At 54.5% G+C, this 24,047-nt stretch carries 21 protein-coding genes and 1 pseudogene; 13 read left to right on the top strand and 9 right to left on the bottom strand.

The window, feature by feature from the left end:
- Positions 1–7 precede the first annotated feature (7 nt).
- Positions 8–1,495 carry a UxaA family hydrolase gene (locus ACJ9N4_RS16215; protein WP_182272712.1) on the top strand — a complete coding sequence of 496 codons (1,488 nt, stop codon included), beginning with the start codon at positions 8–10 and terminating at the stop codon, positions 1,493–1,495.
- A gap of 90 nt (positions 1,496–1,585) precedes the next feature.
- On the opposite strand, the gene sstT is transcribed toward ACJ9N4_RS16215, so the two are convergent.
- From sstT to ACJ9N4_RS16195, 4 genes are all read right to left on the bottom strand, one after another.
- Positions 1,586–2,827 carry a serine/threonine transporter SstT gene (sstT, locus tag ACJ9N4_RS16210; RefSeq protein ID WP_182272711.1) on the bottom strand — a complete coding sequence of 414 codons (1,242 nt, stop codon included), beginning with the start codon at positions 2,825–2,827 and terminating at the stop codon, positions 1,586–1,588.
- 213 nt (positions 2,828–3,040) lie between these two features.
- Positions 3,041–4,009: a TerC family protein gene (locus ACJ9N4_RS16205; RefSeq protein ID WP_182272710.1), complete on the bottom strand. Its 969-nt coding sequence runs from the start codon at positions 4,007–4,009 to the stop codon at positions 3,041–3,043.
- A gap of 262 nt (positions 4,010–4,271) precedes the next feature.
- Positions 4,272–5,264 carry a Gfo/Idh/MocA family protein gene (locus ACJ9N4_RS16200; RefSeq protein WP_182918985.1) on the bottom strand — a complete coding sequence of 331 codons (993 nt, stop codon included), beginning with the start codon at positions 5,262–5,264 and terminating at the stop codon, positions 4,272–4,274.
- Between the two features lie 70 nt (positions 5,265–5,334).
- On the bottom strand, positions 5,335–5,838 hold the full coding sequence (locus ACJ9N4_RS16195; protein ID WP_182272708.1) for a YgjP-like metallopeptidase domain-containing protein: 504 nt from the start codon (positions 5,836–5,838) through the stop codon (positions 5,335–5,337).
- Positions 5,839–5,923: 85 nt separating this feature from the next.
- Here ACJ9N4_RS16195 and rlmG point away from each other — a divergent pair, with 85 nt between their 5' ends.
- The gene (gene rlmG, locus ACJ9N4_RS16190) at positions 5,924–7,060 is read left to right on the top strand and encodes a 23S rRNA (guanine(1835)-N(2))-methyltransferase RlmG (protein ID WP_182918984.1); all 1,137 of its coding nucleotides are present in this window, start codon (positions 5,924–5,926) and stop codon (positions 7,058–7,060) included.
- Here rlmG and ACJ9N4_RS16185 read toward each other — a convergent pair.
- Complete coding sequence (locus ACJ9N4_RS16185) at positions 7,057–9,078, bottom strand: FAD-dependent oxidoreductase (protein WP_411500644.1); 2,022 nt, start codon at positions 9,076–9,078, stop codon at positions 7,057–7,059. The genes rlmG and ACJ9N4_RS16185 overlap by 4 nt on opposite strands.
- A gap of 228 nt (positions 9,079–9,306) precedes the next feature.
- On the opposite strand from ACJ9N4_RS16185, the gene ACJ9N4_RS16180 reads away from it, so the two are divergent.
- From ACJ9N4_RS16180 to ACJ9N4_RS16165, 4 genes and pseudogenes are all read left to right on the top strand, one after another.
- Positions 9,307–10,149 carry a YPO3983 family protein gene (locus ACJ9N4_RS16180; protein WP_411500654.1) on the top strand — a complete coding sequence of 281 codons (843 nt, stop codon included), beginning with the start codon at positions 9,307–9,309 and terminating at the stop codon, positions 10,147–10,149.
- A gap of 107 nt (positions 10,150–10,256) precedes the next feature.
- Positions 10,257–10,670 carry a DUF943 family protein gene (locus tag ACJ9N4_RS16175; protein WP_411500643.1) on the top strand — a complete coding sequence of 138 codons (414 nt, stop codon included), beginning with the start codon at positions 10,257–10,259 and terminating at the stop codon, positions 10,668–10,670.
- Between the two features lie 195 nt (positions 10,671–10,865).
- Positions 10,866–11,689 (top strand): annotated as a pseudogene (locus tag ACJ9N4_RS16170) (YPO3983 family protein).
- The gene (locus tag ACJ9N4_RS16165; protein ID WP_182272704.1) at positions 11,686–12,159 is read left to right on the top strand and encodes a DUF943 family protein; all 474 of its coding nucleotides are present in this window, start codon (positions 11,686–11,688) and stop codon (positions 12,157–12,159) included. Before ACJ9N4_RS16170 ends, ACJ9N4_RS16165 begins: the two are co-directional and overlap by 4 nt.
- A gap of 76 nt (positions 12,160–12,235) precedes the next feature.
- Here ACJ9N4_RS16165 and lsrK read toward each other — a convergent pair whose 3' ends face one another.
- Together lsrK and lsrR are read right to left on the bottom strand one after the other, a co-directional pair.
- Positions 12,236–13,825 carry an autoinducer-2 kinase gene (gene lsrK, locus ACJ9N4_RS16160; protein WP_182918980.1) on the bottom strand — a complete coding sequence of 530 codons (1,590 nt, stop codon included), beginning with the start codon at positions 13,823–13,825 and terminating at the stop codon, positions 12,236–12,238.
- Positions 13,826–13,862: 37 nt separating this feature from the next.
- The gene (gene lsrR, locus ACJ9N4_RS16155) at positions 13,863–14,834 is read right to left on the bottom strand and encodes a transcriptional regulator LsrR (protein ID WP_182272702.1); all 972 of its coding nucleotides are present in this window, start codon (positions 14,832–14,834) and stop codon (positions 13,863–13,865) included.
- A gap of 215 nt (positions 14,835–15,049) precedes the next feature.
- On the opposite strand from lsrR, the gene lsrA reads away from it, so the two are divergent.
- Genes lsrA through lsrG form a run of 6 tightly spaced genes read left to right on the top strand, consistent with a single transcriptional unit; the run spans position 15,050 to position 20,736 of the window.
- On the top strand, positions 15,050–16,537 hold the full coding sequence (lsrA, locus tag ACJ9N4_RS16150; protein WP_182274575.1) for an autoinducer 2 ABC transporter ATP-binding protein LsrA: 1,488 nt from the start codon (positions 15,050–15,052) through the stop codon (positions 16,535–16,537).
- A complete protein-coding gene (gene lsrC / locus ACJ9N4_RS16145; protein ID WP_182918979.1) occupies positions 16,534–17,565 on the top strand; it encodes an autoinducer 2 ABC transporter permease LsrC in 1,032 nt (343 codons plus the stop codon). Before lsrA ends, lsrC begins: the two co-directional genes overlap by 4 nt.
- Positions 17,566–18,549, top strand: coding sequence for an autoinducer 2 ABC transporter permease LsrD (lsrD, locus tag ACJ9N4_RS16140; protein ID WP_182272700.1), 984 nt, complete (start codon positions 17,566–17,568; stop codon positions 18,547–18,549).
- Positions 18,546–19,547: an autoinducer 2 ABC transporter substrate-binding protein LsrB gene (gene lsrB, locus ACJ9N4_RS16135; protein ID WP_182918978.1), complete on the top strand. Its 1,002-nt coding sequence runs from the start codon at positions 18,546–18,548 to the stop codon at positions 19,545–19,547. Before lsrD ends, lsrB begins: the two co-directional genes overlap by 4 nt.
- Positions 19,548–19,558: 11 nt before the next feature.
- On the top strand, positions 19,559–20,446 hold the full coding sequence (lsrF, locus tag ACJ9N4_RS16130; RefSeq protein WP_182272698.1) for a 3-hydroxy-5-phosphonooxypentane-2,4-dione thiolase: 888 nt from the start codon (positions 19,559–19,561) through the stop codon (positions 20,444–20,446).
- Entirely contained in the window at positions 20,443–20,736 is a 294-nt protein-coding gene (gene lsrG / locus ACJ9N4_RS16125; RefSeq protein WP_182272697.1) for a (4S)-4-hydroxy-5-phosphonooxypentane-2,3-dione isomerase, read from the top strand. Before lsrF ends, lsrG begins: the two co-directional genes overlap by 4 nt.
- A gap of 186 nt (positions 20,737–20,922) precedes the next feature.
- Here the strand turns inward: lsrG and ACJ9N4_RS16120 are convergent, their stop codons facing one another.
- Positions 20,923–21,609 carry a B3/4 domain-containing protein gene (locus ACJ9N4_RS16120; protein ID WP_182918977.1) on the bottom strand — a complete coding sequence of 229 codons (687 nt, stop codon included), beginning with the start codon at positions 21,607–21,609 and terminating at the stop codon, positions 20,923–20,925.
- A 42-nt stretch (positions 21,610–21,651) separates the two neighbouring features.
- Here ACJ9N4_RS16120 and ACJ9N4_RS16115 point away from each other — a divergent pair, with 42 nt between their 5' ends.
- Entirely contained in the window at positions 21,652–22,254 is a 603-nt protein-coding gene (locus tag ACJ9N4_RS16115) for a helix-turn-helix domain-containing protein (RefSeq protein ID WP_182272695.1), read from the top strand.
- Positions 22,255–22,287: 33 nt separating this feature from the next.
- Here ACJ9N4_RS16115 and ygjG read toward each other — a convergent pair whose 3' ends face one another.
- Positions 22,288–23,667 carry a putrescine aminotransferase gene (ygjG, locus tag ACJ9N4_RS16110; protein WP_182272694.1) on the bottom strand — a complete coding sequence of 460 codons (1,380 nt, stop codon included), beginning with the start codon at positions 23,665–23,667 and terminating at the stop codon, positions 22,288–22,290.
- Between the last annotated feature and the right edge of the window lie 380 nt (positions 23,668–24,047).

Genomic DNA, 24,047 nt, shown 5'->3' with positions numbered 1-24,047 from the left:
GGTTGATATGCAATACATCAAAATCCATTCGCTGGATAACGTTGCCGTCGCGCTGGCCGATCTGACGGAAGGCGAAGTCGTGACCGTGGAGAACCAGACGGTCACGCTGCGTCAGGCAATTGCACGCGGGCATAAATTTGCCGTGCTCCCCATTGCCAAAGGGGAAAACGTGGTGAAGTACGGTTTGCCCATTGGTCATGCGCTGGCGGAGATTGCGCCGGGTGAACATATTCATTCCCACAATACCCGCACCAATCTGAGCGATCTGGACGAGTATAGCTATCAACCTGACTTCCAGGTGGAAGCCGGACAGGCGGCGGATCGGGAGGTGCAGATCTACCGCCGTGACAATGGCGACGTGGGGATCCGCAACGAACTGTGGATCCTCCCGACGGTGGGCTGCGTCAATGGGATCGCGCGTCAGATCCAGACGCGCTTCCTGAAAGAAACCAACGATGCTGAAGGTACCGACGGCGTGCATCTGTTCAGCCACACTTACGGCTGTTCCCAGCTCGGCGACGACCACATCAATACCCGTACTATGCTGCAAAACATGGTGCGTCACCCGAATGCGGGGGCGGTGCTGGTGATTGGTCTGGGCTGTGAAAACAACCAGGTGGATGCCTTCCGCGACACGCTGGGCGAGTTCGACCCCGAGCGCGTGCATTTTATGGTGTGCCAGCATCAGGATGATGAAGTGGAAGCGGGCATTGAGCAGCTTCACCAGTTGTATGAGGTGATGCGTCATGACCAGCGCGAGCCGGGTAAGCTGAGCGAGCTGAAGTTTGGTCTGGAGTGCGGCGGATCGGATGGTCTTTCAGGTATCACGGCTAACCCAATGCTGGGGCGTTTCTCGGACTACACGATCGCCAACGGGGGAACCTCCGTACTGACTGAAGTCCCGGAGATGTTTGGTGCAGAGCGTATTCTGATGAGCCACTGCCGTAATGAAGAGACGTTTGAGAAGACGGTCATGATGGTGAACGACTTCAAGCAGTACTTCATCGCTCACAATCAGCCGATTTACGAAAACCCGTCTCCGGGGAACAAAGCGGGTGGGATCACCACGCTGGAAGAGAAATCCCTCGGCTGCACCCAGAAAGCGGGAGCCAGCCCGGTGGTGGACGTCCTGCGCTACGGCGAACGTCTGAAAACCCACGGCCTGAACCTGCTGAGCGCACCGGGTAACGATGCGGTAGCCACCAGCGCGCTGGCCGGAGCCGGATGCCACATGGTGCTGTTCAGTACCGGTCGCGGTACACCGTACGGCGGTTTCGTGCCGACGGTGAAAATTGCCACCAACAGCGAGCTGGCGGCGAAGAAAAAACACTGGATTGATTTCGATGCCGGTCAGTTGATCCATGGCAAAGCGATGCCGCAGTTGCTGACCGAATTCGTGGATATCATTGTGGAATTTGCTAACGGCAAGCAGACCTGTAACGAGAAGAACGACTTCCGCGAGCTGGCGATCTTTAAGAGTGGTGTGACGCTGTAGCCTGTGTGGGCTGATGCCCTCACCCCGGCCCTCTCCCACAGGGAGAGGGAGCAAACACTAAAAACGGCAACTTGCGTTGCCGTTTTGCTTTTATCCGCGCAGGGCATTCTTCGCTAAACGCACATCTTCCGCCTGGCAAGCCGCTGCGGTGAACAGCACGTCGGTTGACGAGTTCAGCGCCGTCTCGCAGGAGTCCTGCAGCACGCCGATAATGAAGCCCACCGCCACAACCTGCATGGCGATTTCATTCGGGATACCGAACATATTACAGGCCAGTGGGATCAGCAGCAGTGAACCGCCCGCCACGCCCGATGCACCGCATGCACAAAGCGATGCCACCACGCTCAGCAACAGCGCTGTCGGCAAGTCTACCGGGATACCCAGCGTATGCACCGCCGCCAGTGTCAGCACGGTAATGGTGATTGCCGCACCCGCCATATTCACGGTCGCACCCAGCGGGATAGAAACAGAATAAGTATCGCGATCCAGGTTCAGCTTCTCAGCCAGCGCCATGTTTACCGGAATGTTTGCTGCAGAGCTGCGGGTGAAGAAGGCATACACACCGCTTTCACGCAGGCACATCAGGACAAGTGGGTACGGGTTGCGACGGATCTGCCAGAACACCAACAGTGGGTTAATCACCAGTGCCACCAGCAGCATACAGCCAATCAGGACGATCAGCAGTTGCGCGTAACCCCACAGGGTTTCGAAGCCAGTGGTTGCCAGCGTAGAGGAGACCAGGCCGAAAATACCGATGGGTGCAAAACGAATGACGATTTTGACAATAAAGGTCACAGCGTTTGAGACATCGTTGACCAGGTTTTTCGTCGTTTCATTGCCGTGACGTAACGCGAAGCCCAGACCCACTGCCCAGACCAGAATGCCAATATAGTTGGCGTTCATCAGCGCGGTAATGGGGTTCGAAACCATGCTCATCAGCAAACCGCGCATCACTTCAATGATGCCGGAAGGGGGCGTGATTTCGCCCGCAGCGGTGGTCAGATGCAGGGTGGAAGGGAACAGGAAGCTGAACAGAACAGCCGTCAGCGCGGCAGAGAAAGTGCCCAGCAGGTATAAAAAGAGAATTGGGCGAATATTGGTTTTTTGTCCGTGTTGATGGTTGGCAATCGATGCCATCACCAGCATCAGAACCAGCACCGGTGCGACGGCTTTCAGCGCGCCAACGAACAGGGTACCGAGCAGTCCGGTGGCTTCAGCGGCAGGTTTTGACACCATTGCCAGCAGGATCCCCAGAACCAGCCCGACCAGAATTTGTTTAACGAGGCTACCCTGCGCCAGGCGCGCAAACAGGCCGTTTGATTGTGTACTCATACAAAATTCCTAAGTGAAATTGTGTTCCATCCCGGATGTGTTCTTAGTCACATTTATGTCCAGATGTAAATAAATGTTTGCCTGGTCGAGTATAAGGAAAGTGCATGTGGAGGGAAGCGTAAAATGCTGAATTTTACGTGTTGCGTCATATTTTTTAACTATTAAGTTACAAAAATGTGTTCACCCTCTCCAGGCGGGAGAGGGTGGGAGAGACTACTCTACCTGCTGTTTCTTATCGTGCTGGCGGTTAACCCAGGTATTGATAATCAGCGTGACGATCAGAATACCAAACACAATACCGAGCGAAATGGCGATCGGAATATGGTAGAAATCGACAATCAGCATTTTGATACCGATAAATACCAGAATCACCGACAGGCCATATTTCAGCATGGAGAAGCGTTCCGCCGCGCCCGCCAGCAGGAAGTACATCGCACGCAGACCGAGGATCGCGAACAGGTTAGAGGTCAGCACGATGAACGGGTCAGTGGTCACCGCGAAAATGGCCGGGATACTGTCTACCGCGAAAATCACATCGCTCAGCTCAACCAGAATCAGCACCAGCAGCAGCGGAGTGGCAAACAGCAGGCCGTTTTTACGCACGAAGAAATGTTCGCTCTCGATCTTGTCCGTCATGCGCAGATGGCCACGGATCCACTTCACCAGCGGGCGATCGCCAATGGCGGAGCCGTCTTCTTTTGCCAGCGCCATCTTGATACCGGTGAACAGCAGGAACGCACCGAAGACGTATAACAACCATTCGAACTGGGTAATCAGCCAGCTTCCGGCGAAGATCATAATGGTACGCAGGACAATCGCGCCCAGCACGCCGTAGACCAGCACGCGACGCTGCAGTGATGCCGGTACGGCGAAGTAGCTGAACAGCATCAGCCAGACGAAGACGTTATCCACCGCCAGGGCTTTTTCAATCAGATAGCCGGTGAGGAAGGCAAGCGCCTGAGGATCGGCAACGGCACGCCCCTCGGTTGAGGCCAGATACCACCAGAAGGCAGCGCAGAAGAGCAGGGAGAGGGTGACCCACACCAGCGACCAGGCGGCAGCCTGTTTCATGGTCATGCCCTGTGCGCCGCGACGTCCCTGCAAAAAGAGGTCGATCGCCAGCATGACAAGCACGACGACCGCGAATCCGCCCCATAACATTGGAGTGCCGACAGAATGCATACTTTTTTCCTTACACATAAAAAAACAAAAACGGCTATGGTCAGAAGACGATAGCCGTTAGCTTTTTATGCATAGACCTCGCCTTCCGGCAAGGTCTCACTTACAGCTGAAAAAACAGGTTTTCAACTGCCCGGCGACCGGATGCGGTTTTGCACGCATCGTAATGACGATCCACCGGCAAGGAAGTTACTCCCCTTTGCGGGTAACAAAATATGTCAGAGCATCGGTTTCGTCAATGGTCTGCGCATTTCATTACACAGCTTTACGCGATAGCGTCCACGCTGTCTGCAGGGAATACCACCCCCGTCTGACGGCGGATCTCCGTTTGCAGCTTCGCCGTGGTGCGGCTTACCGCCAGGCCAGGGTGATTGACTTCGTTGCTTTCTACCAGACGGGCAAAGGCCTCTGCCTCATAGAGCATAGTGTTAATATGCTGAGGTTGCGTCAGCTCCTGCGCTTTACCGCCACGTGGCACGAAGCTCAGCTTCTGGCACTCGGAAATCTTCTCAATCACCAGCGATCCCGCTTCACCCTGAATTTCGCTTGGCAGGACGGAATCACTCACTTTGGAGTGCTGCAGCGTCACGCTGAAATCACCGTAATCCAGTACCACTACCCCGTGTGCATCCACGCCGCTCTCCAGCAGACTGGCCGTTGCCGTTACGCCATGAGGTTCGCCCCACAGCGCTACGGCGGAGGCCAGGCAGTAGAAACCAATATCCATAATTGAGCCGTTGGAGAAGGCCGGGTTAAAGGTGTTCGGGTTCTCACCGTTCAGATAACGCTGGTAACGCGAAGAGTACTGACAGTAGTTGATAAAGGCTTTGCGCACTTTGCCAACCTTCGGTAAGGATTGCTGCAACAGCAGGAAGTTCGGCAGGCTGGCGGTTTTGAATGCTTCGAACAACACCACCTGGTTTTCGCGGGCAAGTTGAATGGCGGCTTCCACTTCCTGAATATTTGAGGCCAACGGCTTCTCGCAAATCACATGTTTTTTATGGCTCAGGAACAGCTTCGTTTGCGGGAAGTGCAGGGAGTTTGGGCTGGCAATATAGACCGCGTCAATGGCATCACTTTGCGCCATCGCATCGAGCGAGGTAAACAGATGTTCGACCAGATAGTCGTTTGCAAAACTCTGCGCCTGCTCAAGGCTGCGGGAATAGACTGCGGTGAGTTTATATTTGCCGGTTTCGTGGGCGGCGTCGACGAACTGACGAGTGATCCAGTTCGTACCGATGACTGCGAAACGTATCATAAACGTTTACGTACTCCGTAGCTGGGAACCTTCAGCCACTGTAGCACGCCATCATGACAATTCGCGTGCGTTACTGCGCATTACTCTTTAACGATAAATGCGTAAGCCACAGACGGGTATCAAACTCCAGCTGGTGGTATTGCGGCTCCATGTGGCAGCACAGGGAGTAGAACGCTTTGTCGTGCTCTTTCTCTTTCAGATGCGCCAGCTCGTGAACCACGATCATCCGCAGGAAGGCTTCCGGTGCATTGCGAAACACGGTTGCGACGCGGATCTCCGCTTTCGCTTTTAGCTTGCCGCCCTGTACGCGGGAAATCGCCGTGTGCAGGCCGAGGGCATTTTTCAGTACGTGGATCTTGTTGTCGTACATGACCTTGTTGATAGGCGGTGCACTCTTCAGATACTGGTTTTTCAAATCCTGCGTATACTGCCAGAGCGCCTTATCGGTCGCGAAATCGTGCGTGCCCGGATAGCGTTTTTCCAGCACAGCGCCCAGCTTTTGCTCGGCAATTAAGCTGCGAACCTGGGAAAGTAAGTTCTCCGGGTAGCCCTGGAGATAAGTCAGCTGGTTCATCAAAACCCCAAAATAATTTGAAAACGGGTATACTCACGCACCCTTTTCAGGGATAACGCCGAAATTTTACCATTCAGGAGGGCCGATGAGCCACTTAGACAACGGTTTCCGTTCACTCAACCTTAAACGTTTCCCGGAAACGGACGACGTCAACCCGCTTATGGCGTGGGAAGCGGCGGATGAATATCTGCTGCAGCAGTTGGATGACACTGAGATCAGCGGCCCGGTTTTGATCCTGAATGACGCGTTCGGCGCGCTGGGCTGTGCTCTGGCCGAACATACACCCTACAGTATCGGCGACTCTTACTTAAGCGAGCTGGCGACGCGTGAAAATCTGCGCCACAACGACATCGAAGAATCCAGCGTTAAGTTTCTCGACAGCACCGCGGAATACCCGCAGGCACCGGGCGTGGTACTGATTAAAGTCCCTAAAACGATGGCATTGCTGGAGCAACAGCTGCGTGCGTTGCGCAAAGTCGTCACCCCGCAAACGCGTATTATTGCGGGCGCGAAGGCGCGCGATATCCACACCTCAACGCTGGAATTGTTCGAGAAGGTGCTTGGCCCAACCACCACGACGCTGGCGTGGAAAAAAGCTCGCCTGATCAACTGTACTTTCAGTTCACCGGAACTGGCTGACGCGCCAGAGACCCTGAGCTGGAAGCTGGAAGGTACAGACTGGACCATCCACAACCACGCGAACGTTTTCTCCCGCACCGGTCTGGATATCGGGGCGCGTTTCTTTATTGAACATCTGCCGGAAAATCTGGAAGGTGAGATTGTCGACCTGGGCTGCGGTAATGGTGTGATTGGCCTGACGCTGCTGGCGAAGAACCCTGAAGCCAGCGTTGTCTTTAGCGATGAGTCACCGATGGCGGTTGCCTCCAGCCGTCTGAACGTGGAAACCAACATGCCAGAGGCGCTGGATCGCTGCGAGTTTATGATTAACAACGCACTTTCTGGCGTGGAGCCTTTCCGCTTCAATGCCGTACTGTGTAACCCTCCGTTCCACCAGAAGCACGCGCTGACGGATAACGTCGCCTGGGAAATGTTCCACCATGCGCGTCGCTGCCTGAAAATTAACGGCGAGCTGTACATCGTGGCAAACCGCCACCTGGACTATTTCCACAAGCTGAAGAAGATTTTCGGAAACTGCACCACGATTGCCACCAATAACAAGTTCGTGGTGCTGAAGTCCGTGAAGCTGGGTCGTCGTCGCTAAATGGTCAGCGCGAGCTGGGTGCCCTGCGCAATCGCACGGCGTGCATCCAGCTCCATTGCCACATCGCACCCACCAATCAAATGTACCGGTTTGCCCGCTTCACGCAGCGGATCGGCCAGATCTCGCTTCGGCTCCTGTCCGGCACATAAAATCACATGATCCACGCGCAACAGCTGAGACTCTCCGCCGATCAAAACATGTAGTCCGTCGTCATCGATCTTCTGATAACTCACCGCCGGGATCATCTTCACGCCGCGCGCGAGTAGGGTTGCACGGTGGATCCAGCCGGTGGTTTTACCCAGCCCTTCACCCGGTTTACTGCTTTTACGCTGTAGCATCACAATCTGACGCGGGCTTTTTGGCAGCTGTGGTCCTTCCGGACGCAGGCCGCCGGACGAGGTCAGGCTGGTATCGATCCCCCATTCCACGCAAAACCCGGCAATGTTCTGGCTGGTGGCTTCACCGGGCTGGCTTAAGTACATGGCAGTATCAAAACCGATCCCACCGCAGCCGATGATTGCCACTTTCTTGCCGACCGGCATTTTGTCGCGCAAGACGTCCAGATAGCTCAGCACCTTCGGATGATCGATACCCTCGATCGCCGGCGTTCGCGGGGCGATCCCGCTGGCTAAGATCACCTCATCGAAATCGATCAGATCGGTTGGGGTGGCAAACTGGTTTAACCGCAGCACGACGCCCGTCAGGTCGATCATCCGACGGTAATAGCGCAGGGTTTCATGGAACTCCTCCTTGCCGGGGATCTGTTTGGCAATATTAAACTGCCCGCCAATCTCGCCTGCGGCGTCAAACAGCGTCACGCTGTGCCCGCGTGAGGCTGCATTCACCGCAAACGCCAGACCTGCCGGGCCTGCACCGACCACCGCCAGACGTTTTTTATTGACCGCCAGAACGACCGGCATTTTGGTTTCGTGGCAGGCACGCGGGTTCACCAGGCAGGAGGTGACTTTACCGACGAAGATCTGATCCAGACAGGCCTGGTTACAGCCGATGCAGGTGTTGATCTCATCCGCACGGCCACTTTGCGCTTTAGACAGCAGTTCGGCATCCGCAAGGAACGGGCGTGCCATCGACACCATATCGGCGTCGCCTCTGGAAATGACATCGTCTGCCACCTGAGGATCGTTAATGCGGTTGGTGGTCACCAGCGGGATCGACACGCTGCCCTTCAGCTTGCGCGTCACCCAGCTAAACGCCGCACGCGGTACTGGCGTGGCAATAGTCGGAATACGCGCTTCGTGCCAGCCGATCCCGGTGTTAATAATGGTTGCGCCTGCGGATTCAATCGCTTTTGCCAGCTGCACGGTTTCGTCGAACGTGCCACCGCCTTCTACCAGGTCGAGCATCGACAGACGGAAGACGATAATAAAATCGGCACCGGTGCGTTCGCGCACGGCGCGCACCACTTCCACGGCAAAGCGCATGCGATGGGCATAGTTGCCCCCCCATTCGTCGTCGCGCTGGTTGGTGCGGGCGGCGAGGAATTCGTTTATCAGATACCCTTCGGAGCCCATTACTTCGACGCCATCGTAGCCCGCTTCACGCGCCAGCGCCGCACAGCGGGCGAAATCGTCAATCAACGCCAGGATCTCGTCATGGCTGAGTGCGTGCGGCGTGAAACGGTTAATGGGAGCCTGAATGGCCGATGGCGCAACCAGATTCGGTTGATAGCTATAGCGCCCGGTATGCAGGATTTGCAGGGCAATTTTGCCACCTTCTTTGTGAACCGCATCGGTCACAATACGGTGATGCGGCAGCTGGCTGGCATCGTTCAGCACTGCGCCACCTTCCATCCCCACCCCTGAAGGGGCTGGGGCTACGCCGCCGGTGACGATCAGCGCCACCCCGTGTCGCGCACGCTCGGCGTAGAAGGCGGCCAGACGTTCGGCTCCATCCGGGTGCTCTTCCAGCCCGGTATGCATCGAGCCCATCAACACGCGGTTTTTGAGCGTGGTAAACCCCAGATCGAGAGGGGCGAATAACGACGGGTAGCAGCTCATAGTCTCTTCCAGTGTAAAATTATTGTTATGTGGTCGGATGAGTTACTAATTTAGCCAGCATGGAGTAAAAGGGAAAAGGGGAATGCGGTGATTGTGATGGGATTCAAAGATCTGATCCCTGCGAGATGCAATGGGGAATGTGAAATAAGGCCTGTTATACAGGGTTTTTGTTCTGGTGTTGTACATTCATCTCTTATAAATTATTGATTATTAAAAATATACTAAAAAATAGTTAATTCATTAAACTCATCAATGTTTCTCCCTTGCACGCTCTTCGAAACGGTGGCGAGGTTTGATGATTATCGTGCTGATGACATGCAGAGTGGCGACATGGAGGAGCATGAGCTGGCGCTTGGGTTCAGGGATGTATCTGCAAAGGTAGATCCTTACCAGCTTGTTCGTTATGACTTCTCTCAAACACATAATCTGGACGGCATATTTAGCGATACAGCCTCTGATACAAAAATAACTCACGAAAAATGCGTTGATATTTTATTCACTGAAATGAAAGAACTCTCATCGATGTTTTCGCTTTATGGCGATTATAAAGCGCTGATTGGGGAGATGATTGAACATTTTCGATATGGAAATGGTCGGGTATTTGTCAGCCAGAAATTGAATTCGGCCTTTCATTTGAGATTAAATAAAGCTAGCTCGAAGAACCCAGTTGCTATCATACGTAATATCCTTCAAAAGAAATTTCATAATAAATCAAAAGATGCTTATTTACCCTTTATTCTTCAGGAATTGAAAGTCGGTCTACTAGTGTCGTATTTGGTTAAATTTAATTTACCAGAAGATAAGATTAATGGTCTTGGAATTACTGTTCACGATATTTCAGTGCAAAAGATAAGATTTTTTAATATTCAAAGATATGCTCATGGGTGGAGTACAACGCTACATTTCGAAGCTCAAGATCATTTTGGTCTGGATGTCATAGATATCAGTAACAAGTTTTACAATGAATTCCGATTTTTTCGTATATGGCCTTTCTTGCAAAGGCATAGGGCTTTTTCTTTTAAACCATTTTCCACCAATTTTGGTACAGTTGTGAGAATGGATAAATATTGATGAGAGCTATTTTTTATTAAAAAACCGTTGGCAGTATTGTTTTTACTATTTGTAATTTATAATGTCTATACCTTGCGAAAAGTAAATGTTATTTTTTCTGAGAATGTATGGACAGGCGACTATGTATTGCAGTTGACCACTTGCCCTTAACCGATCGGGATAAAATTAGCTGGTTTAACGATAACAAAAAATCACAAGATCATTATAATATTTCAATATCCGATTTTTACGAAATTATCATTATAGAAGCCGTTGGTGGCGGTAAAAATAGTAATGGTCGTTGGGTCGATGATTATTATTGTTTCAGAGATGCCAGGAGCGACAACCGCTGCGTAGATAAAAGCCTGCCAATGAGCATTATACATGGTGAGAATGATGCCCTGACGTTTGATACTCATGATTTCGGAGGAGAATATGTCCAGGGGACTGACGGCAATGTTCTGAAAAGCAATTATGAAAATTATTTCGCCGATCTGAGCCAAAGGTCCAACGAATGTCTGGAACGCTGGCTGTTTCGTTGACCGTCTGCCCGGCAGTAAAGCGGGGCAGACACTATTCTGCATTCGTCTGATTTCTTCGCCGAACCAGAATCGGAAGAGTGTGATGAAACACCTGTTCTTTGTGAGGTTTTTAATCTAACGTCTGATGCTGAAATGACATAACTTACTGATTATTAATAAGGTAAATAAGACGTGATTAATTCTTTCAGCCCATCAATGTTTCTTCCCTACACGCTTTTTGAAACGGTCACGCGTTTCTATGATACCGATGCTGATGATATGCAGTGTGGTGACATGGGGGAGCAGGAATTGCTGTCGCTTGGTCTTGGGGATGTATCCGAAAAAGTGGACCCTTATCGACTGGTGCGTTACGATTTTCCCGATAAGCACCATCTGGATGATTTTTTTGGTTCCTCTTCTGCCGGTACAAAAATATCGCATGAGGAATGTGTTGATATATTGTTTACTGAAATGAAAGAGCTTTCTCAGATTTTTTCATTTCAGGGAGAGTACAAAACGTTAATCGGAGAATTGATTGATCATTTCAGATATGGAAATGGGAGTGGATTTTACAGCCAACGGTTGAATTCTGCTTTTCATGACAGGATAAATGGTTATTTCATAGGCAATCCACTTTTAATAATTAAAGACAGCATTCAGACAGAACTAAGTTTAAATAATCGAAAAACATCTGTTCCAGAATTCTTAGGTAATATAAAGAGAAAATTACTAAAATCAACTCTTCCTAAATACAATAAAAAATGGACAGAGTAAATGGCCTGGGAATTAGTGTGCATGATATTGCAGCTCAAAAGATAACACTATTAAATTTTCAACAGTACGCTATTGGCTGGAGCGCAACGGTTCATTTCCTGGCTCAGGACCACTTTGGACTGGATGTCACCGATATTAAAAGTGAGCTTTACAGTCAATTCCGATTTTTCCGGATATGGTTTTTCTTGCAGCGACACAGGAATTTCGCATTTAAGCCATTTTTTACTAATTTTCAATCGGTCTCAAGAGTTGAGATGTATCAATGAAAAAGAAATTCCCATTATTGTTATTAACTTTGTTTCTGGCAGGCGCATTTTATAACCTTTGGACGTTAAGGCCAGTTAAAGTATTACATGCTTCTTCAGATGGATATGGAGACGTTGAACTAGTGGTCACCCATATGCCCTGGACTGATATGGAAAAAATTTCCTGGTTCATTTTAAATAGAGAAGATATCAGGGCTAAATATCCACTATTTCCTGACGTTTGGCATCGTTATTATATAACAGATATTGGTGATGGATTTACTAATAATAAGATAAGCCCACATGAAGACTTGAGGTGTTTCTCAGAAATCCAAAATGACAAAAATTGTATTGTTAAAAATTACCTATTAGTCGTCGATGAATATCCCGATCGCTATCCACGATTCTCCCTTTCTGAAGGTAATTTTGAATACCAGTTAACACCGGAAAGTAAGATAGAGGCTGTACCTCCTCCCGAAGGCTGGAGATGAACATGCTAATAAAAGCTCTGCTCACCGGGGCGACGAAATCGTAAGTCAGATAAGCACAGCGCCACCCGGTGTTTTTTTACGGAACCACAGAACGTTCAGTGCGCACCAGCCCCGGTGCCTGCCACATCGACGTGGTCAGCCCGCTGTCCACCAGCCCAAGCTGGTCGGCGTACACCGCCTGCCATTTCTGCATCATGCCGTCATACAACTCGCGGTGTGCCGGGTTTGGCGTAAATTCGCGGCTCCATTTCACCAGCCGCTCGCCTGTCGACGCCATATCTGCAAACAATCCTGCCCCGGTACCTGCGGCAATCGCGCAGCCCAGCGCCGTCGCTTCTTTGACTTCAGGTACGCGCACCGGCAGCCCGGTGACATCGCTTAAAATCTGGCTCCACAATGCGCCTTTGGCTCCGCCACCGGCAAAGACCAGGCTTTCAAACGTCACGCCGGAGAAGCGGGAAATCTGTGCCAGGTTACAGGCGGAGACAATCGCGGCGTTTTCCTCCAGTGCGCGGAACAGCGTGGCTTTGTTGCACTTTTCTGGGTCGATGGAGAGGTTAATAAACGATGGTGCGGCGTGGTACCACTGCCTGAAATGCATGGCGTCGGAGAAGATGGGCATCACCCCGTAAGAGCCTGCCGGAACGCGGCTGGCCATCTCTTCCAGCAGGGAATAGGTGTCCATGCCCATCCGCCCGGCAATCAGCTTTTCCTCCGCGCAGAAGGCGTCGCGGAACCAGCGCATTGTTAATCCGGTGAAGAAACTGATGGATTCGGCTTGTGCCATGCCGGGGATCACGTGGGGGTTAACCCGGATATTCATATCGGGATCGGTACGCACCTGCGGTAAATTCACCACCTGCTGCCAGAAGGTACCGCCCAGCACTGCCGTTTGTCCGGGGCGAACGATGCCCAGCCCCAGACACCCGAGCTGCACGTCGCCACCGCCCATGACCACCGGCGTCCCTTCGCGAAGGCCGCTCTGCTGCGCGGCCGCTTTGGTAATGGCTCCAAGCAATGTGCCCGTCTCTTTCACCGGGGAGAGAATATCGGCGCGTAACCCGGCCATGTCCAGCAGGGCCGGACGCCAGTCGCGGGAAAAGAGATCTAACATGCCGGTGGTACCCGCATTCGACGGGTCCACCGCCAGCTCGCCGGAGAGTTTCGCCGCCAGCCAGTCGCTGATCATGGTAAGGGTAGCGGCTTTACGGTAGATATCCGGGCGATGGTGCGCAAGCCACAGCAGGCGCGGCATGGCGCTCAGCGCCAGGGTCTGGCCGGAGACGTCATATACCTCGGATTCAAAGTGGTAATCGTGGATCTCTTTGAGTTCAGCCACCTCGCGGCTGGCGCGGGCGTCAACATTGGCGCAGGCCCAGATGGCCTCGCCGTTGCGGTCATACAGCACTATCCCTTCGCGCATTGAACAGCAGGCGACTGACTGAATATCCGCCGCGCTCAGGTGCGCACGCTCCAGCGCCTGATGGATGCACTGGCAAGCCAGCCGCCAGTTGGTGTCGAGGTCAAACTCCATCGACCCCGGTACATTCTCTACGCTCAGGTGTTTCCACTCGGCCTGGCCGACGGCTATCTGGTTGCCCTGCAAATCGAAAATGACGGCGCGAACGCTGCCTGTCCCTGCATCTAACGCTAAAAGGTAACTCATGAGCATGCCTCGTTGTTAGCGCAGTCTGAACAGACTCTTAGTTTGCCAGAGCCAGCACCGCGCGGGCTGTCGTCTCTTCCGTCACCAGGCCATTGATACGGCGACCTTTCAGTGCGGCATAAATCGCATCGGCTTTCTCTTCCCCTCCGGCCACGCCAACGATGATGGGCAACTGTGCCAGTTCATCGAGCGTGACGCCGAGTAATTCACGGTGGATCTCCAGCTCCTCAACGCATTCCCCTTCGGCATTGAGGAAGTAACCGAGGATGTCACCCACGGCCCCTTTGCGGGCGTACATCAGCTGCTCACCTTCACTGATATAGCCAGAGCGTAAAATGGTGGCATCCCGGCGCTGGTTTACAGAACCAATTCCCACCACCGCGACATCGGCGGCGGTTGCTGCGAGGATCACATCCCGTACGCTGGTTTCTTGTTTTAAGATCCCGGCAACAGAAGCGGATGAGACGCGCAGCGGGGCGGGGATCATGCTGACGCTACAGGCCGCATCCAGTTGACCAATACCGGTCATATACGGCCCCACGCCGCCGGAAAGCGTCACAAGGCGGATCTGCTGTGAGCTAATAAAGCCGCTTAAGTGCTGCAGGCTGCTCATGGTGGTTTCACCAAATCCCACGGCCAGGAGCTGACCGGGTTCCAGTACGCCCATCAGCGACTGTGCCGCACCAATGCCTAACCGCACGTTCATCGGCGGGGTGTTCAGCGCGGGCATCACGCGCACCAGCTTCAGGCCAAAGCGTTGTTGAAGCTCAGTTTCCAGCGCCAGACAACCCTCGTAGCGGGAGTTGATCTGCACGCGGATCACCCCGGACTGGCGTCCTTTCTCCAGCAGGCGGGAGATCTTCAGACGCGGCAGGCCGAGCCGCTCGCCAATGTCGTTCTGGGTCAGCCCATCGTGGTAGTAACACCACGCCACGCGGGCAACCAGCTCCTCTTCTGCCAGTGCCAGCCCGGCAAACCGACCGTCTTCCGCAGTGCGTTTATCGCTCATATGTGAACTCTTATAAAAATTTAGATCATATGTTCGTGATGGCGCGGGGGGAAAGTGTGAGCCACGCGACAAAACGGATCTTTTAGATTGTTCCAGGTTTATCTGAATCTTAATCGATAAAACTGTGATCCCTGCACGGTTGTAAATATAGTTCACCGTCTACGCTTTTGAACAATATTAAATCTAAAAATCATTTGTTCAATAGCGGAGCGATGATGACGCCACTTCTCGAAGCACGTGATATCTGCAAGCAGTTCTCTGGCGTGCCGGTCTTAAAAGGCATTGATTTCACGCTGCGTGCGGGTCAGGTGCATGCGCTGATGGGCGGTAACGGTGCGGGAAAATCGACGTTGATGAAGATAATCGCCGGCGTAGAGACCGCGGACAACGGTGAACTTTCGGTCGAAGGCCAGTCATTTGCGCGCCTCAGCCCGGGGCAGGCACACAAGCTGGGCATTTACCTGGTACCGCAGGAGCCGCTGTTGTTTCCCAACCTGACAGTGCGGGAAAACATTCTTTTCCGCCTGCCGCGTGAAAACGGGGTGGATAAACGGCTGGCGGAGAAACTCCAGCAGTTACAGTGCCAGATCGGTCTTGATGCCACCGCCAGCACCCTGGAAGTGGCGGATCAACAGATGGTGGAGATCCTGCGTGGGTTGATGCGCAATGCGAAGATCCTGATCCTTGACGAACCCACGGCGTCGCTCACGCCAGGCGAAACCGAAAGACTGTTTCGCCAGATCCGCGCCCTGCAGGAACTTGGCGTCGGCATTGTCTTTATCTCGCATAAGTTGCCGGAGATCCGCACGCTTTCGAGCCACGTCTCAGTGATGCGCGACGGAGCTGTGGTGCTCAGTGGTGAAACCGCGCAGTTTGACGATAGCGCCCTGATTGCCGCCATGACGCCGGTGAGCCGGGAAAAGGGGTTAAGCGACGCGCAAAAACTGTGGCTGTCGCTGCCGGGCAACCGCCGCACCCAGCCGCAGGATTTTCCGGTGCTGCGCGTGGAAGATCTGACCGGGGAAGGGTTTATCGATATTAATCTGGAAATCTATGCCGGGGAGATCGTTGGCCTTGCCGGGCTGGTGGGATCCGGGCGCACCGAGTTTGCTGAAACCCTCTACGGTCTGCGCCCGGTGCGCGGTGGACGGGTCTGGCTGGAGAATCAGGAGATCACCCATGCTCCCGTTTTTTTACGGCTGGATAAAGGACTGGTCTACCTGCCGGAAGACAGGCAGGTTTCTGGCTTGTTCCTGGACGCGCCTATCCGCTGGAACACCGTGGCGCTGAATGAACCGTCCATCTGGCAGCAGCGCAAACGGGAGTCTGCGGTGGTGGAGCGCTATCACCGGGCACTGGGGATCAAGCTCAACCATGCGGATCAAACCGTGCGCACGCTCTCCGGCGGTAACCAGCAAAAGGTGCTGCTGGCGCGCTGTCTGGAGGCCAATCCGCTGCTGTTGATCGTCGATGAACCGACGCGCGGCGTGGATGTGTCGGCGCGCGCTGATATCTATCAACTGATCAAAAGCGTGGCGGCGCAAAACGTAGCGGTACTGATGATCTCAAGCGATCTTGATGAGTTTCCTGGCCTGGCAGACCGTGTATTAGTGATGCATCAGGGCGTACTCAGCGGCGAACTGCCGCGCCACGCCGTCAGCCTTGATCGGATGATGGCGCTGGCGTTCGGAGGGCAATCATGAAGACCTTGCTGAAAAACCGCGAGCTGAGCGCCTTTCTGGCGATCCTCGCGCTGTTCGCCGTGCTGGTGGCGCTGAACCCGGCTTATTTCAGCCTGCAAACGCTGGGGATGATCTTCGCCAGCTCGCAAATCCTGATCCTGCTGGCGCTCGGTGCCGCGCTGGTGATGCTGACCCGCAATATTGATGTTTCCGTTGGTTCCACCGTTGGGCTGTCTGCCATTGCCGTCGGTGTGGCACTCAACAGTGGTTACAGCTTGCCGGTGGCAATGCTCTTTGCGTTATCTGTTGGCGCGCTGGCGGGGGCATTCAACGGTTTTCTGGTGGTGGGGCTGCGCATTCCGGCGATTGTCGCCACGCTCGGTACGCTGGGGCTGTACCGCGGGGTGATGCTGCTCTGGACAGGCGGGAAGTGGATTGAAGGGTTACCGTCGGGGCTGAAATCTCTCTCCGTTCCTGCCGTCGCCGGTATTTCGCCACTCGGTATGGTGGTGTTGTTTTTAACCGCCGTCGGCGTGTGGATGCTGTCGCGAACCGCGTTCGGGCGGGATTTCTACGCCGTCGGGGATAACCTCACTGCCGCGCGACAGCTCGGCGTGGCGGTGAACCGTACGCGGATGATCGCATTTACGCTAAACGGCATGCTGGCGGCCTGCGCCGGGATTGTCTTTGCCTCGCAGATTGGCTTTGTGCCCAACCAGACCGGCAGCGGGCTGGAGATGAAAGCCATTGCCGCCTGCGTGCTGGGGGGGATCTCGCTGCTGGGCGGCACCGGCACGCTCGTCGGCGCGTTCCTCGGGGCGTTTTTCCTGACCCAAATCGATACCGTGCTGGTGCTGTTTAAACTCCCGGCCTGGTGGAATGACTTTATCGCCGGGCTGGTGTTACTGGGCGTGCTGGTGCTCGACGGACGCCTGCGTCAGGCCCTGGCACGGCATCAACGGGCGCTGAAATACGGCCGCTTCCAGCCGGGTAACAAAGGGGGAAAGCACGTCACCCCGTTTCCCAAACGCAAAAAAGAGGTGGCGTAAATGAAGCTTAACTGGGAAAGCGCGCTGCTGGTGTTACTGGTGCTGGAGATCCTGCTTTTTGGAGCCATTAACCCGCGCATGCTCGACATCAACATGCTGCTGTTCAGTACCAGTGATTTTATCTGCATCGGCATTGTGGCGCTGCCGCTTACGCTTGTGATCATCAGCGGTGGGATAGACATATCCCTCGGCTCAACCATTGGCCTGTGTGCCATTGCGCTGGGGGTGATGATGCAGGCGGGCTGGCCGATGGCGGTGGCGATTCCGCTGACGTTGCTGCTGGGCCTGCTGTGCGGGCTGGTTAACGCGGCGCTTATTCATTACACCGGCGTCAGCCCTCTGGTTATCACCCTTGGCACGCTCTACCTCTACGGCGGTGGAGCGCTGCTGCTCTCCGGCATGGCAGGGGCGACAGGCTATGAGGGCATTGGTGGCTTCCCGGACAGCTTTACCGCCTTCGCCAACCTCACCGTTTTTGGTCTGCCAGTCCCGCTGGTGCTGTTTGCGGTCATTACCGTCTTCTTCTGGCTGATAACCCACCGCGGGCGCTTTGGCCGCCACCTGTTTTTGATTGGACAAAACCCGCGTGCAGCTCGCTATGCGGCGCTGTCGGTGAACGGTATGCCTTATGTGCTGTATGGCCTGGTGGGTGTGGCTTCAGCGATAGCTGCGCTGGTGATGGTCTCTTATTTCGGTTCGGCGCGTTCGGATTTGGGGCGCGATTTACTCATGCCTGCACTCACTGCCGCCGTGCTCGGCGGGGCGAATATCTACGGCGGTTCAGGTTCGGTTATGGGAACTGCACTGGCGGCGCTGCTGGTGGGGTACCTGCAACAGGGTTTACAGATGGTCGGCATCCCCAACCAGGTGTCGAGCGCGCTGTCAGGGGCGCTGTTGGTTGTGGTGGTGATGGGACGTTCGCTGAGTCTGCACCGTGAATGGGTGCGCAATTTCTTCCTCAAAACTACCCGGAGCGTAAGATGAAAACAAAACTGATAGTCCTGGCGATGGCGCTCAGCTTCGCGTCGGCACAGGCGGCAGACCGCATTGCCTTTATCCCGAAGCTGGTGGGCGTGGGCTTCTTCACCAGCGGGGGCAACGGCGCGAAAGAGGCGGGTAAAACGTTGGGCGCAGACGTCACCTATGATGGCCCGACTGAGCCAAGCGTCTCCGGCCAGGTGCAGCTTATCAACAACTTCGTCAACCAGGGCTATAACGCCATTATCGTCTCCGCCGTGTCGCCGGATGGCCTCTGCCCGGCGCTCAAACGCGCGATGCAGCGTGGTGTGAAGGTACTGACCTGGGACTCCGACACCAAACCGGAGTGCCGCAGTATTTACATCAACCAGGGCACCCCGGAACAGCTCGGCGGCCTGTTGGTTGATATGGCTGGAAAACAGGTCACCAAACCGAATGCCAAAGTCGCGTTCTTCTACTCAAGCCCCACCGTCACCGACCAGAACCAGTGGGTAAAAGAGGCGAAAGCCAAAATCGAGAAAGAGCATCCCCAGTGGCAAATTGTCACCACCCAGTTTGGCTATAACGATGCCACCAAATCCCTGCAAACTGCCGAAGGGATCTTAAAAGCGTACCCGGATCTGGATGCGATCATCGCCCCGGATGCCAACGCCCTGCCAGCGGCAGCGCAGGCGGCGGAAAACCTGAAGCGTGAAGGGGTGGCGATTGTCGGGTTCAGTACCCCTAACGTGATGCGTCCGTACGTAGAGCGCGGCACGGTGAAAGCCTTCGGCCTGTGGGATGTGGTGCAACAGGGCAAAATTGCGGTCAATGTCGCCGATCATTTATTGAAAAAAGGCGATCTTAACGTTGGCGACAGCGTGGAGGTCAACGATATCGGTACGCTGAAGGTCGAGCCGAACAGCGTGCAGGGCTACCAGTATGAGGCGAAGGGCAACGGCATTGTGCTGCTGCCAGAGCGCGTGGTGTTCACCAAAGAGAACATCAACCAATACGATTTCTGACGGGGGAGTAAATGGCTGATTTAGACGACATCAAAGACGGCAAAGATTTTGGCATCGGCACACCGCAGCAAAACGTGCCGTACACCCTGAAGGGCTGCGGCTCGCTGGACTGGGGCATGCAGTCCAGACTTTCGCGCATCTTCAACCCGAAAAGCAACCGCACGGTGATGCTGGCCTTTGACCACGGTTACTTTCAGGGGCCGACTACCGGCCTTGAGCGTATTGATCTCTCGATTGCCCCGCTGTTTGGCGAAACCGATGTGCTGATGTGTACCCGTGGCATTCTGCGAAGCACTGTGCCGGCTGCCACCAACAAACCGGTGGTGCTGCGCGCGTCCGGCGGTAACTCGATCTTAGGCGAACTGTCCAACGAGTGCGTGGCGGTGGCGATGGAAGATGCTCTGCGTCTGAACGTCTGTGCGGTGGCGGCGCAGGTGTACATCGGCAGTGAGTTCGAGCATCAGTCGATCAACAACATCATCAAGCTGGTGGACGCCGGGGCACGTTACGGTATGCCGACGCTGGCGGTCACAGGCGTGGGTAAAGAGATGGCGCGCGACGCACGGTATTTCTCGCTCGCCAGCCGTATCGCCGCCGAAATGGGGGCGCAGTTCGTCAAAACCTATTATGTGGACGAGGGCTTTGAAAAAGTCACCGCCAGCTGTCCGGTGCCGATTGTGATCGCCGGAGGCAAAAAACTACCGGAGCATGAGGCGCTGGAGATGTGTTTCCGTGCGATTGATCAAGGGGCATCTGGCGTGGATATGGGGCGCAATATCTTCCAGTCCAGCGCGCCACTCGCCATGCTAAAAGCGGTGAAAAAAGTGGTTCACGAGAACATGAGCGCGCGGGAAGCGTTCCAGTTCTGGCAGGAAGAAAAACAGGGAGAAGCAAAATGAATGTGACGTTAGTGGAGATCAACATCAAACCCGAACGGGTGGACGAGTTTCTGGAGGTGTTTCGCGCCAATCATGAAGGGGCGATCCAGGAGCCGGGAAACCTGCGTTTCGACGTGTTGCAGGACCCGCGCGTGAAAACCCGGTTCTTTATCTACGAAGCCTATAAAGACGAAGAGGCGGTGCTGGCACACAAGAAAACGCCGCACTATCTGGCGTGCGTGGATAAGCTTGAGCAGTTGATGTCGGAGCCGCGCAAAAAACGCAGTTTTGTGGGACTGTTGCCGGAGTAACGTTTTGCCCGGTGGCGCTGCGCTTACCGGGCCTACGGGCACGAGGTTATGTTGATTTTGTAGGCCGGGTAAGCGCAAGTGCCACCCGGCATTTTCAGGCCAGCTCCAGATCCGCGAGTATCATTTGCCGTCCTTCAGTGGCGTTAGCGGAAAGGCGCTTAACCCGTGAAACATCGTTTTGTCCTCTTACAGTTCCAGCAGTTGCACCTGAGCCGTTGCCCCTGACATCAGCCGTTGCAGGTTGTTGACCAGCTCGGCACCTGCTTCTTCCAGCACTGCCAGTGGCATTGACGGCAGGCTTTCGAGAATAAACCACATGGATTGCGCCCGGCTGTCCAGACGCGTGCGTACCCCTTGTCGCCAGTTCCAGCGTCGGCAGGTGACGCCGATGTCGTCGCGCCAGATAACCTCCCCGGCGTCAGGGTATTCCACCATTGGCTGGCCTTCTTTCAGGGTATCAAAGGGCTCATTACCCTCAGCCAGGGTCAGGTACGGTGTGCCGGAATAGGCCGCGAGATTTTCTCCACCAACCGGAATGGCATAGCGGATGCTGATCGCGTTGTAGATATCCACCACCGGATCGAGCGGCTGCAATGAACCGTCTTTCAGCACCCGCTTGCGCAAAGCCGCGGCGGAGCAGGGGGTGCGTTTCGGTTTTGCACCGAAGGCCTTAAACACATTATCCCAGTCAGAGAGGTGCGCTTCAGCCCAGGGCACATCATCATTGAGCACTTGCTGGCAGGCCTGCGCCAGCGCCGCGCGGGCAACCTCTGGGTGGGTAATCGGCGCAGCTTCAACCAGAATACTCAACGCCCGAAAGCCAGGAACAAGCCTGGCAAGACGCGAGTCTATTGACGGCGTAACGAGAGACATAAATAATCCTGTATTGACTGTTTTATATCATGGTAGTGACTAATGACTGGTAAAGTCAATATATTGACCGATTCGGGTGCAGATATCGCCCAGGTAAGCCTGGCTGTGGCGAACCGTATTCGTAACTGGCGCAAAGAGAAAAAACTCTCGCTGGATGAGCTTTCCCGCCGCGCCAGCGTCAGCAAAGGCATGCTGGTGGAGATCGAAAAAGGGGCGGCGAATCCCAGCATTGCCATTCTTTGCAAACTTGCCGCTGCGCTTGGCGTCTCGGTGGCGGATATCGTCAACGTCTCCAGTGAGCCACTGGTGCACATTATTGAAGAAGAGGCGATCCCGGTTCTGTGGCAGGGCGCACAGGGTGGGCGCGCCAGACTGTTGGCAGGAACCGCGGGCCCGGACATGATTGAACTGTGGCAGTGGGAGATGCATCCCGGCGAGTGTTTTACCTCACCGGGGCACCCGGCGGGGACGTTTGAGCTGCTGCATGTTAACGAGGGCGTGTTGACCCTGACGGTGGATGATAAAATCACGCAGGTTAACGCTGGTGCGTCTGCGGTTGCGAAAACAGAGGCGGCGCATGGTTACGCTAATGAGGGAGAAAACCTTCTGCGGTTTACTATGACGGTGGCGGAGTTCCACCGCTAAGAAACTCCCCCTCGCATGGAGGGGGAGTGAATATTACGCTTCTTCCACGCTCACCCTCAGTGCTGCCAGCGCTTTACGCGCCGCTTTCAGCACCTGCTCACACTGCTCAATCGTCAGCGTCAGCGGTGGCTCAATACGAATGGTTTTTGAGTTGTTGAGCGTACCGGCGACCAGCACCCGCTGGCGGAACATCTCGCTCGCAAAGCTGTAGCCGATTTCGTTATCGACAAACTCAATCGCCATCAACATCCCTCTGCCGCGTGCGTCCTGGACCAGATCCGGGTATTCACGGCCCAACTGGCGGAAGCCATCCAGCAGCATGTCGCCTTTCTGCTCCGCCTGCGCAGGCAGGTTTTGCTCCAGCAGCACGTTGATGGTCGCCAGCGCAGCCGCACAGGCCAGCGGGTTACCGCCGAAGGTGGTGGTGTGCAGGAACGGGTTGTCAAACAGCACCGAGAACACCTCTTCGGTGGCGATCGTTGCGCCAATCGGCATCACGCCGCCGCCGAGCGCTTTCGCCAGGCACAGAATGTCTGGCTGGACGTTCTCATGCTCGCAGGCAAACATCTTGCCGGTGCGTCCCATCCCGGTCTGTACTTCATCCAGGATCAGCAGTACGCCAAACTCATCGCACAGCTGACGCACGGCAGGGAGATAGCCATGTGGCGGCAGGATCACGCCACCTTCACCCTGAATTGGCTCCAGCAGCACCGCCGCTACGTCGTCGCCGGTCTTACGGCATTCGCTCAGCATGGTACGCAGGGCGCTGATGTCGCCAAACGGCACGTGGCGGAAGCCCGGCAGCAGCGGCATAAACGGTTTGCGGAAAGCGGATTTGGCGGTAGCCGACAGTGCGCCCAACGATTTACCGTGGAACGCGCCGCTGGTGGCGATAAAGGTGAATTTCCCGCGCGGCGACTGGTACGCTTTGGCGAGTTTAATCGCCGCTTCGACCGATTCCGTGCCGCTGTTGCTAAAGAAGCTGTATTTCAGTTTGCCGGGCGTTAACGCCGCCAGCGTTTTCGCGAGCATGGCGCGAAGCGGGTCGAGCAGTTCCTGGCTATGAAGAGGTTGTTTCGCAAGTTGATTCTGTACGGCGGAAACCACAACTGGATTACGGTGCCCCACGTTGAAGATACCAAAACCACCCAGGCAATCGATAAATTCCTGTCCCTGGGTGTCGACAAGCGTATTCAGACTCCCCGCTTGCCACTCTACGGCTCCGTAATCCCCGCCGGCGGTAACAGATTTGCGATATTCCAAAAACCCTGGATTGACATGCTCTTTAAAGTAATCGATGACCTCTCGGTTAAGTTGTTTCATCTCCTCATGATCAAGCGTTCGCTTCTCAATGAGATTCAGTGCGTGCGCGGTACAGGCAAGAGCCGAGGCGCTGGAAGGTAACCTGTTCAAAATGTGCTCCCGGGGATCGCGTATCACATGATACTGGTTTAAGTATTGCAGGGATTACGCCACCTCATCTGACTTAACGAAAATCGGGATAAACGCCAGGTTAAAATTATGTTACGCAATATTTAATCATGCCGATGTAACCGAAACGGGATTAAGCGACAGAGGGAAGGGAGAAAGGTTTTGCGCCAGATTTCGTCAATTGCACTGGGGTGGTGCAAGGCATGCTTCTTAAGTGGGCGTAAACAGGTCATGCTTCATAGGTAATTTCTCTGTGAAAGTATTTGAAATCAATAGATTAAGAAAGCGTACAAAAAGTGCGGTTTAACTGAAATTTGCGACCTTCATCATATTTAACAACTAAAGATAAATTCGTTATCGCC

The organism is Enterobacter sp. LM3 (genome assembly GCF_046622475.1).
GTDB lineage: Bacteria > Pseudomonadota > Gammaproteobacteria > Enterobacterales > Enterobacteriaceae > Enterobacter > Enterobacter cloacae_P.
Note: the sequence above shows the minus strand (reverse complement) of the source record. Positions and strands in the feature narration are given on the sequence as shown.

Bases quoted from the DNA above. Each gene is read 5' to 3' on its own strand.
- ACJ9N4_RS16200 (WP_182918985.1), bottom strand. From the start codon at position 5,264: ATGATACGTTTCGCAGTCATCGGTACGAACTGGATCACTCGTCAGTTC.
- ACJ9N4_RS16120 (WP_182918977.1), bottom strand. From the start codon at position 21,609: ATGTCTCTCGTTACGCCGTCAATAGACTCGCGTCTTGCCAGGCTTGTT.
- lsrC (WP_182918979.1), top strand. From the start codon at position 16,534: ATGAAGACCTTGCTGAAAAACCGCGAGCTGAGCGCCTTTCTGGCGATC.
- lsrF (WP_182272698.1), top strand. From the start codon at position 19,559: ATGGCTGATTTAGACGACATCAAAGACGGCAAAGATTTTGGCATCGGC.
- ACJ9N4_RS16205 (WP_182272710.1), bottom strand. From the start codon at position 4,009: ATGCATTCTGTCGGCACTCCAATGTTATGGGGCGGATTCGCGGTCGTC.
- sstT (WP_182272711.1), bottom strand. From the start codon at position 2,827: ATGAGTACACAATCAAACGGCCTGTTTGCGCGCCTGGCGCAGGGTAGC.
- ACJ9N4_RS16185 (WP_411500644.1), bottom strand. From the start codon at position 9,078: ATGAGCTGCTACCCGTCGTTATTCGCCCCTCTCGATCTGGGGTTTACC.
- rlmG (WP_182918984.1), top strand. From the start codon at position 5,924: ATGAGCCACTTAGACAACGGTTTCCGTTCACTCAACCTTAAACGTTTC.
- lsrD (WP_182272700.1), top strand. From the start codon at position 17,566: ATGAAGCTTAACTGGGAAAGCGCGCTGCTGGTGTTACTGGTGCTGGAG.
- lsrG (WP_182272697.1), top strand. From the start codon at position 20,443: ATGAATGTGACGTTAGTGGAGATCAACATCAAACCCGAACGGGTGGAC.
- lsrR (WP_182272702.1), bottom strand. From the start codon at position 14,834: ATGAGCGATAAACGCACTGCGGAAGACGGTCGGTTTGCCGGGCTGGCA.
- ACJ9N4_RS16165 (WP_182272704.1), top strand. From the start codon at position 11,686: ATGAAAAAGAAATTCCCATTATTGTTATTAACTTTGTTTCTGGCAGGC.
- lsrK (WP_182918980.1), bottom strand. From the start codon at position 13,825: ATGAGTTACCTTTTAGCGTTAGATGCAGGGACAGGCAGCGTTCGCGCC.
- ACJ9N4_RS16215 (WP_182272712.1), top strand. From the start codon at position 8: ATGCAATACATCAAAATCCATTCGCTGGATAACGTTGCCGTCGCGCTG.
- lsrB (WP_182918978.1), top strand. From the start codon at position 18,546: ATGAAAACAAAACTGATAGTCCTGGCGATGGCGCTCAGCTTCGCGTCG.
- ACJ9N4_RS16115 (WP_182272695.1), top strand. From the start codon at position 21,652: ATGACTGGTAAAGTCAATATATTGACCGATTCGGGTGCAGATATCGCC.
- ACJ9N4_RS16175 (WP_411500643.1), top strand. From the start codon at position 10,257: ATGGACAGGCGACTATGTATTGCAGTTGACCACTTGCCCTTAACCGAT.
- lsrA (WP_182274575.1), top strand. From the start codon at position 15,050: ATGACGCCACTTCTCGAAGCACGTGATATCTGCAAGCAGTTCTCTGGC.
- ACJ9N4_RS16195 (WP_182272708.1), bottom strand. From the start codon at position 5,838: ATGAACCAGCTGACTTATCTCCAGGGCTACCCGGAGAACTTACTTTCC.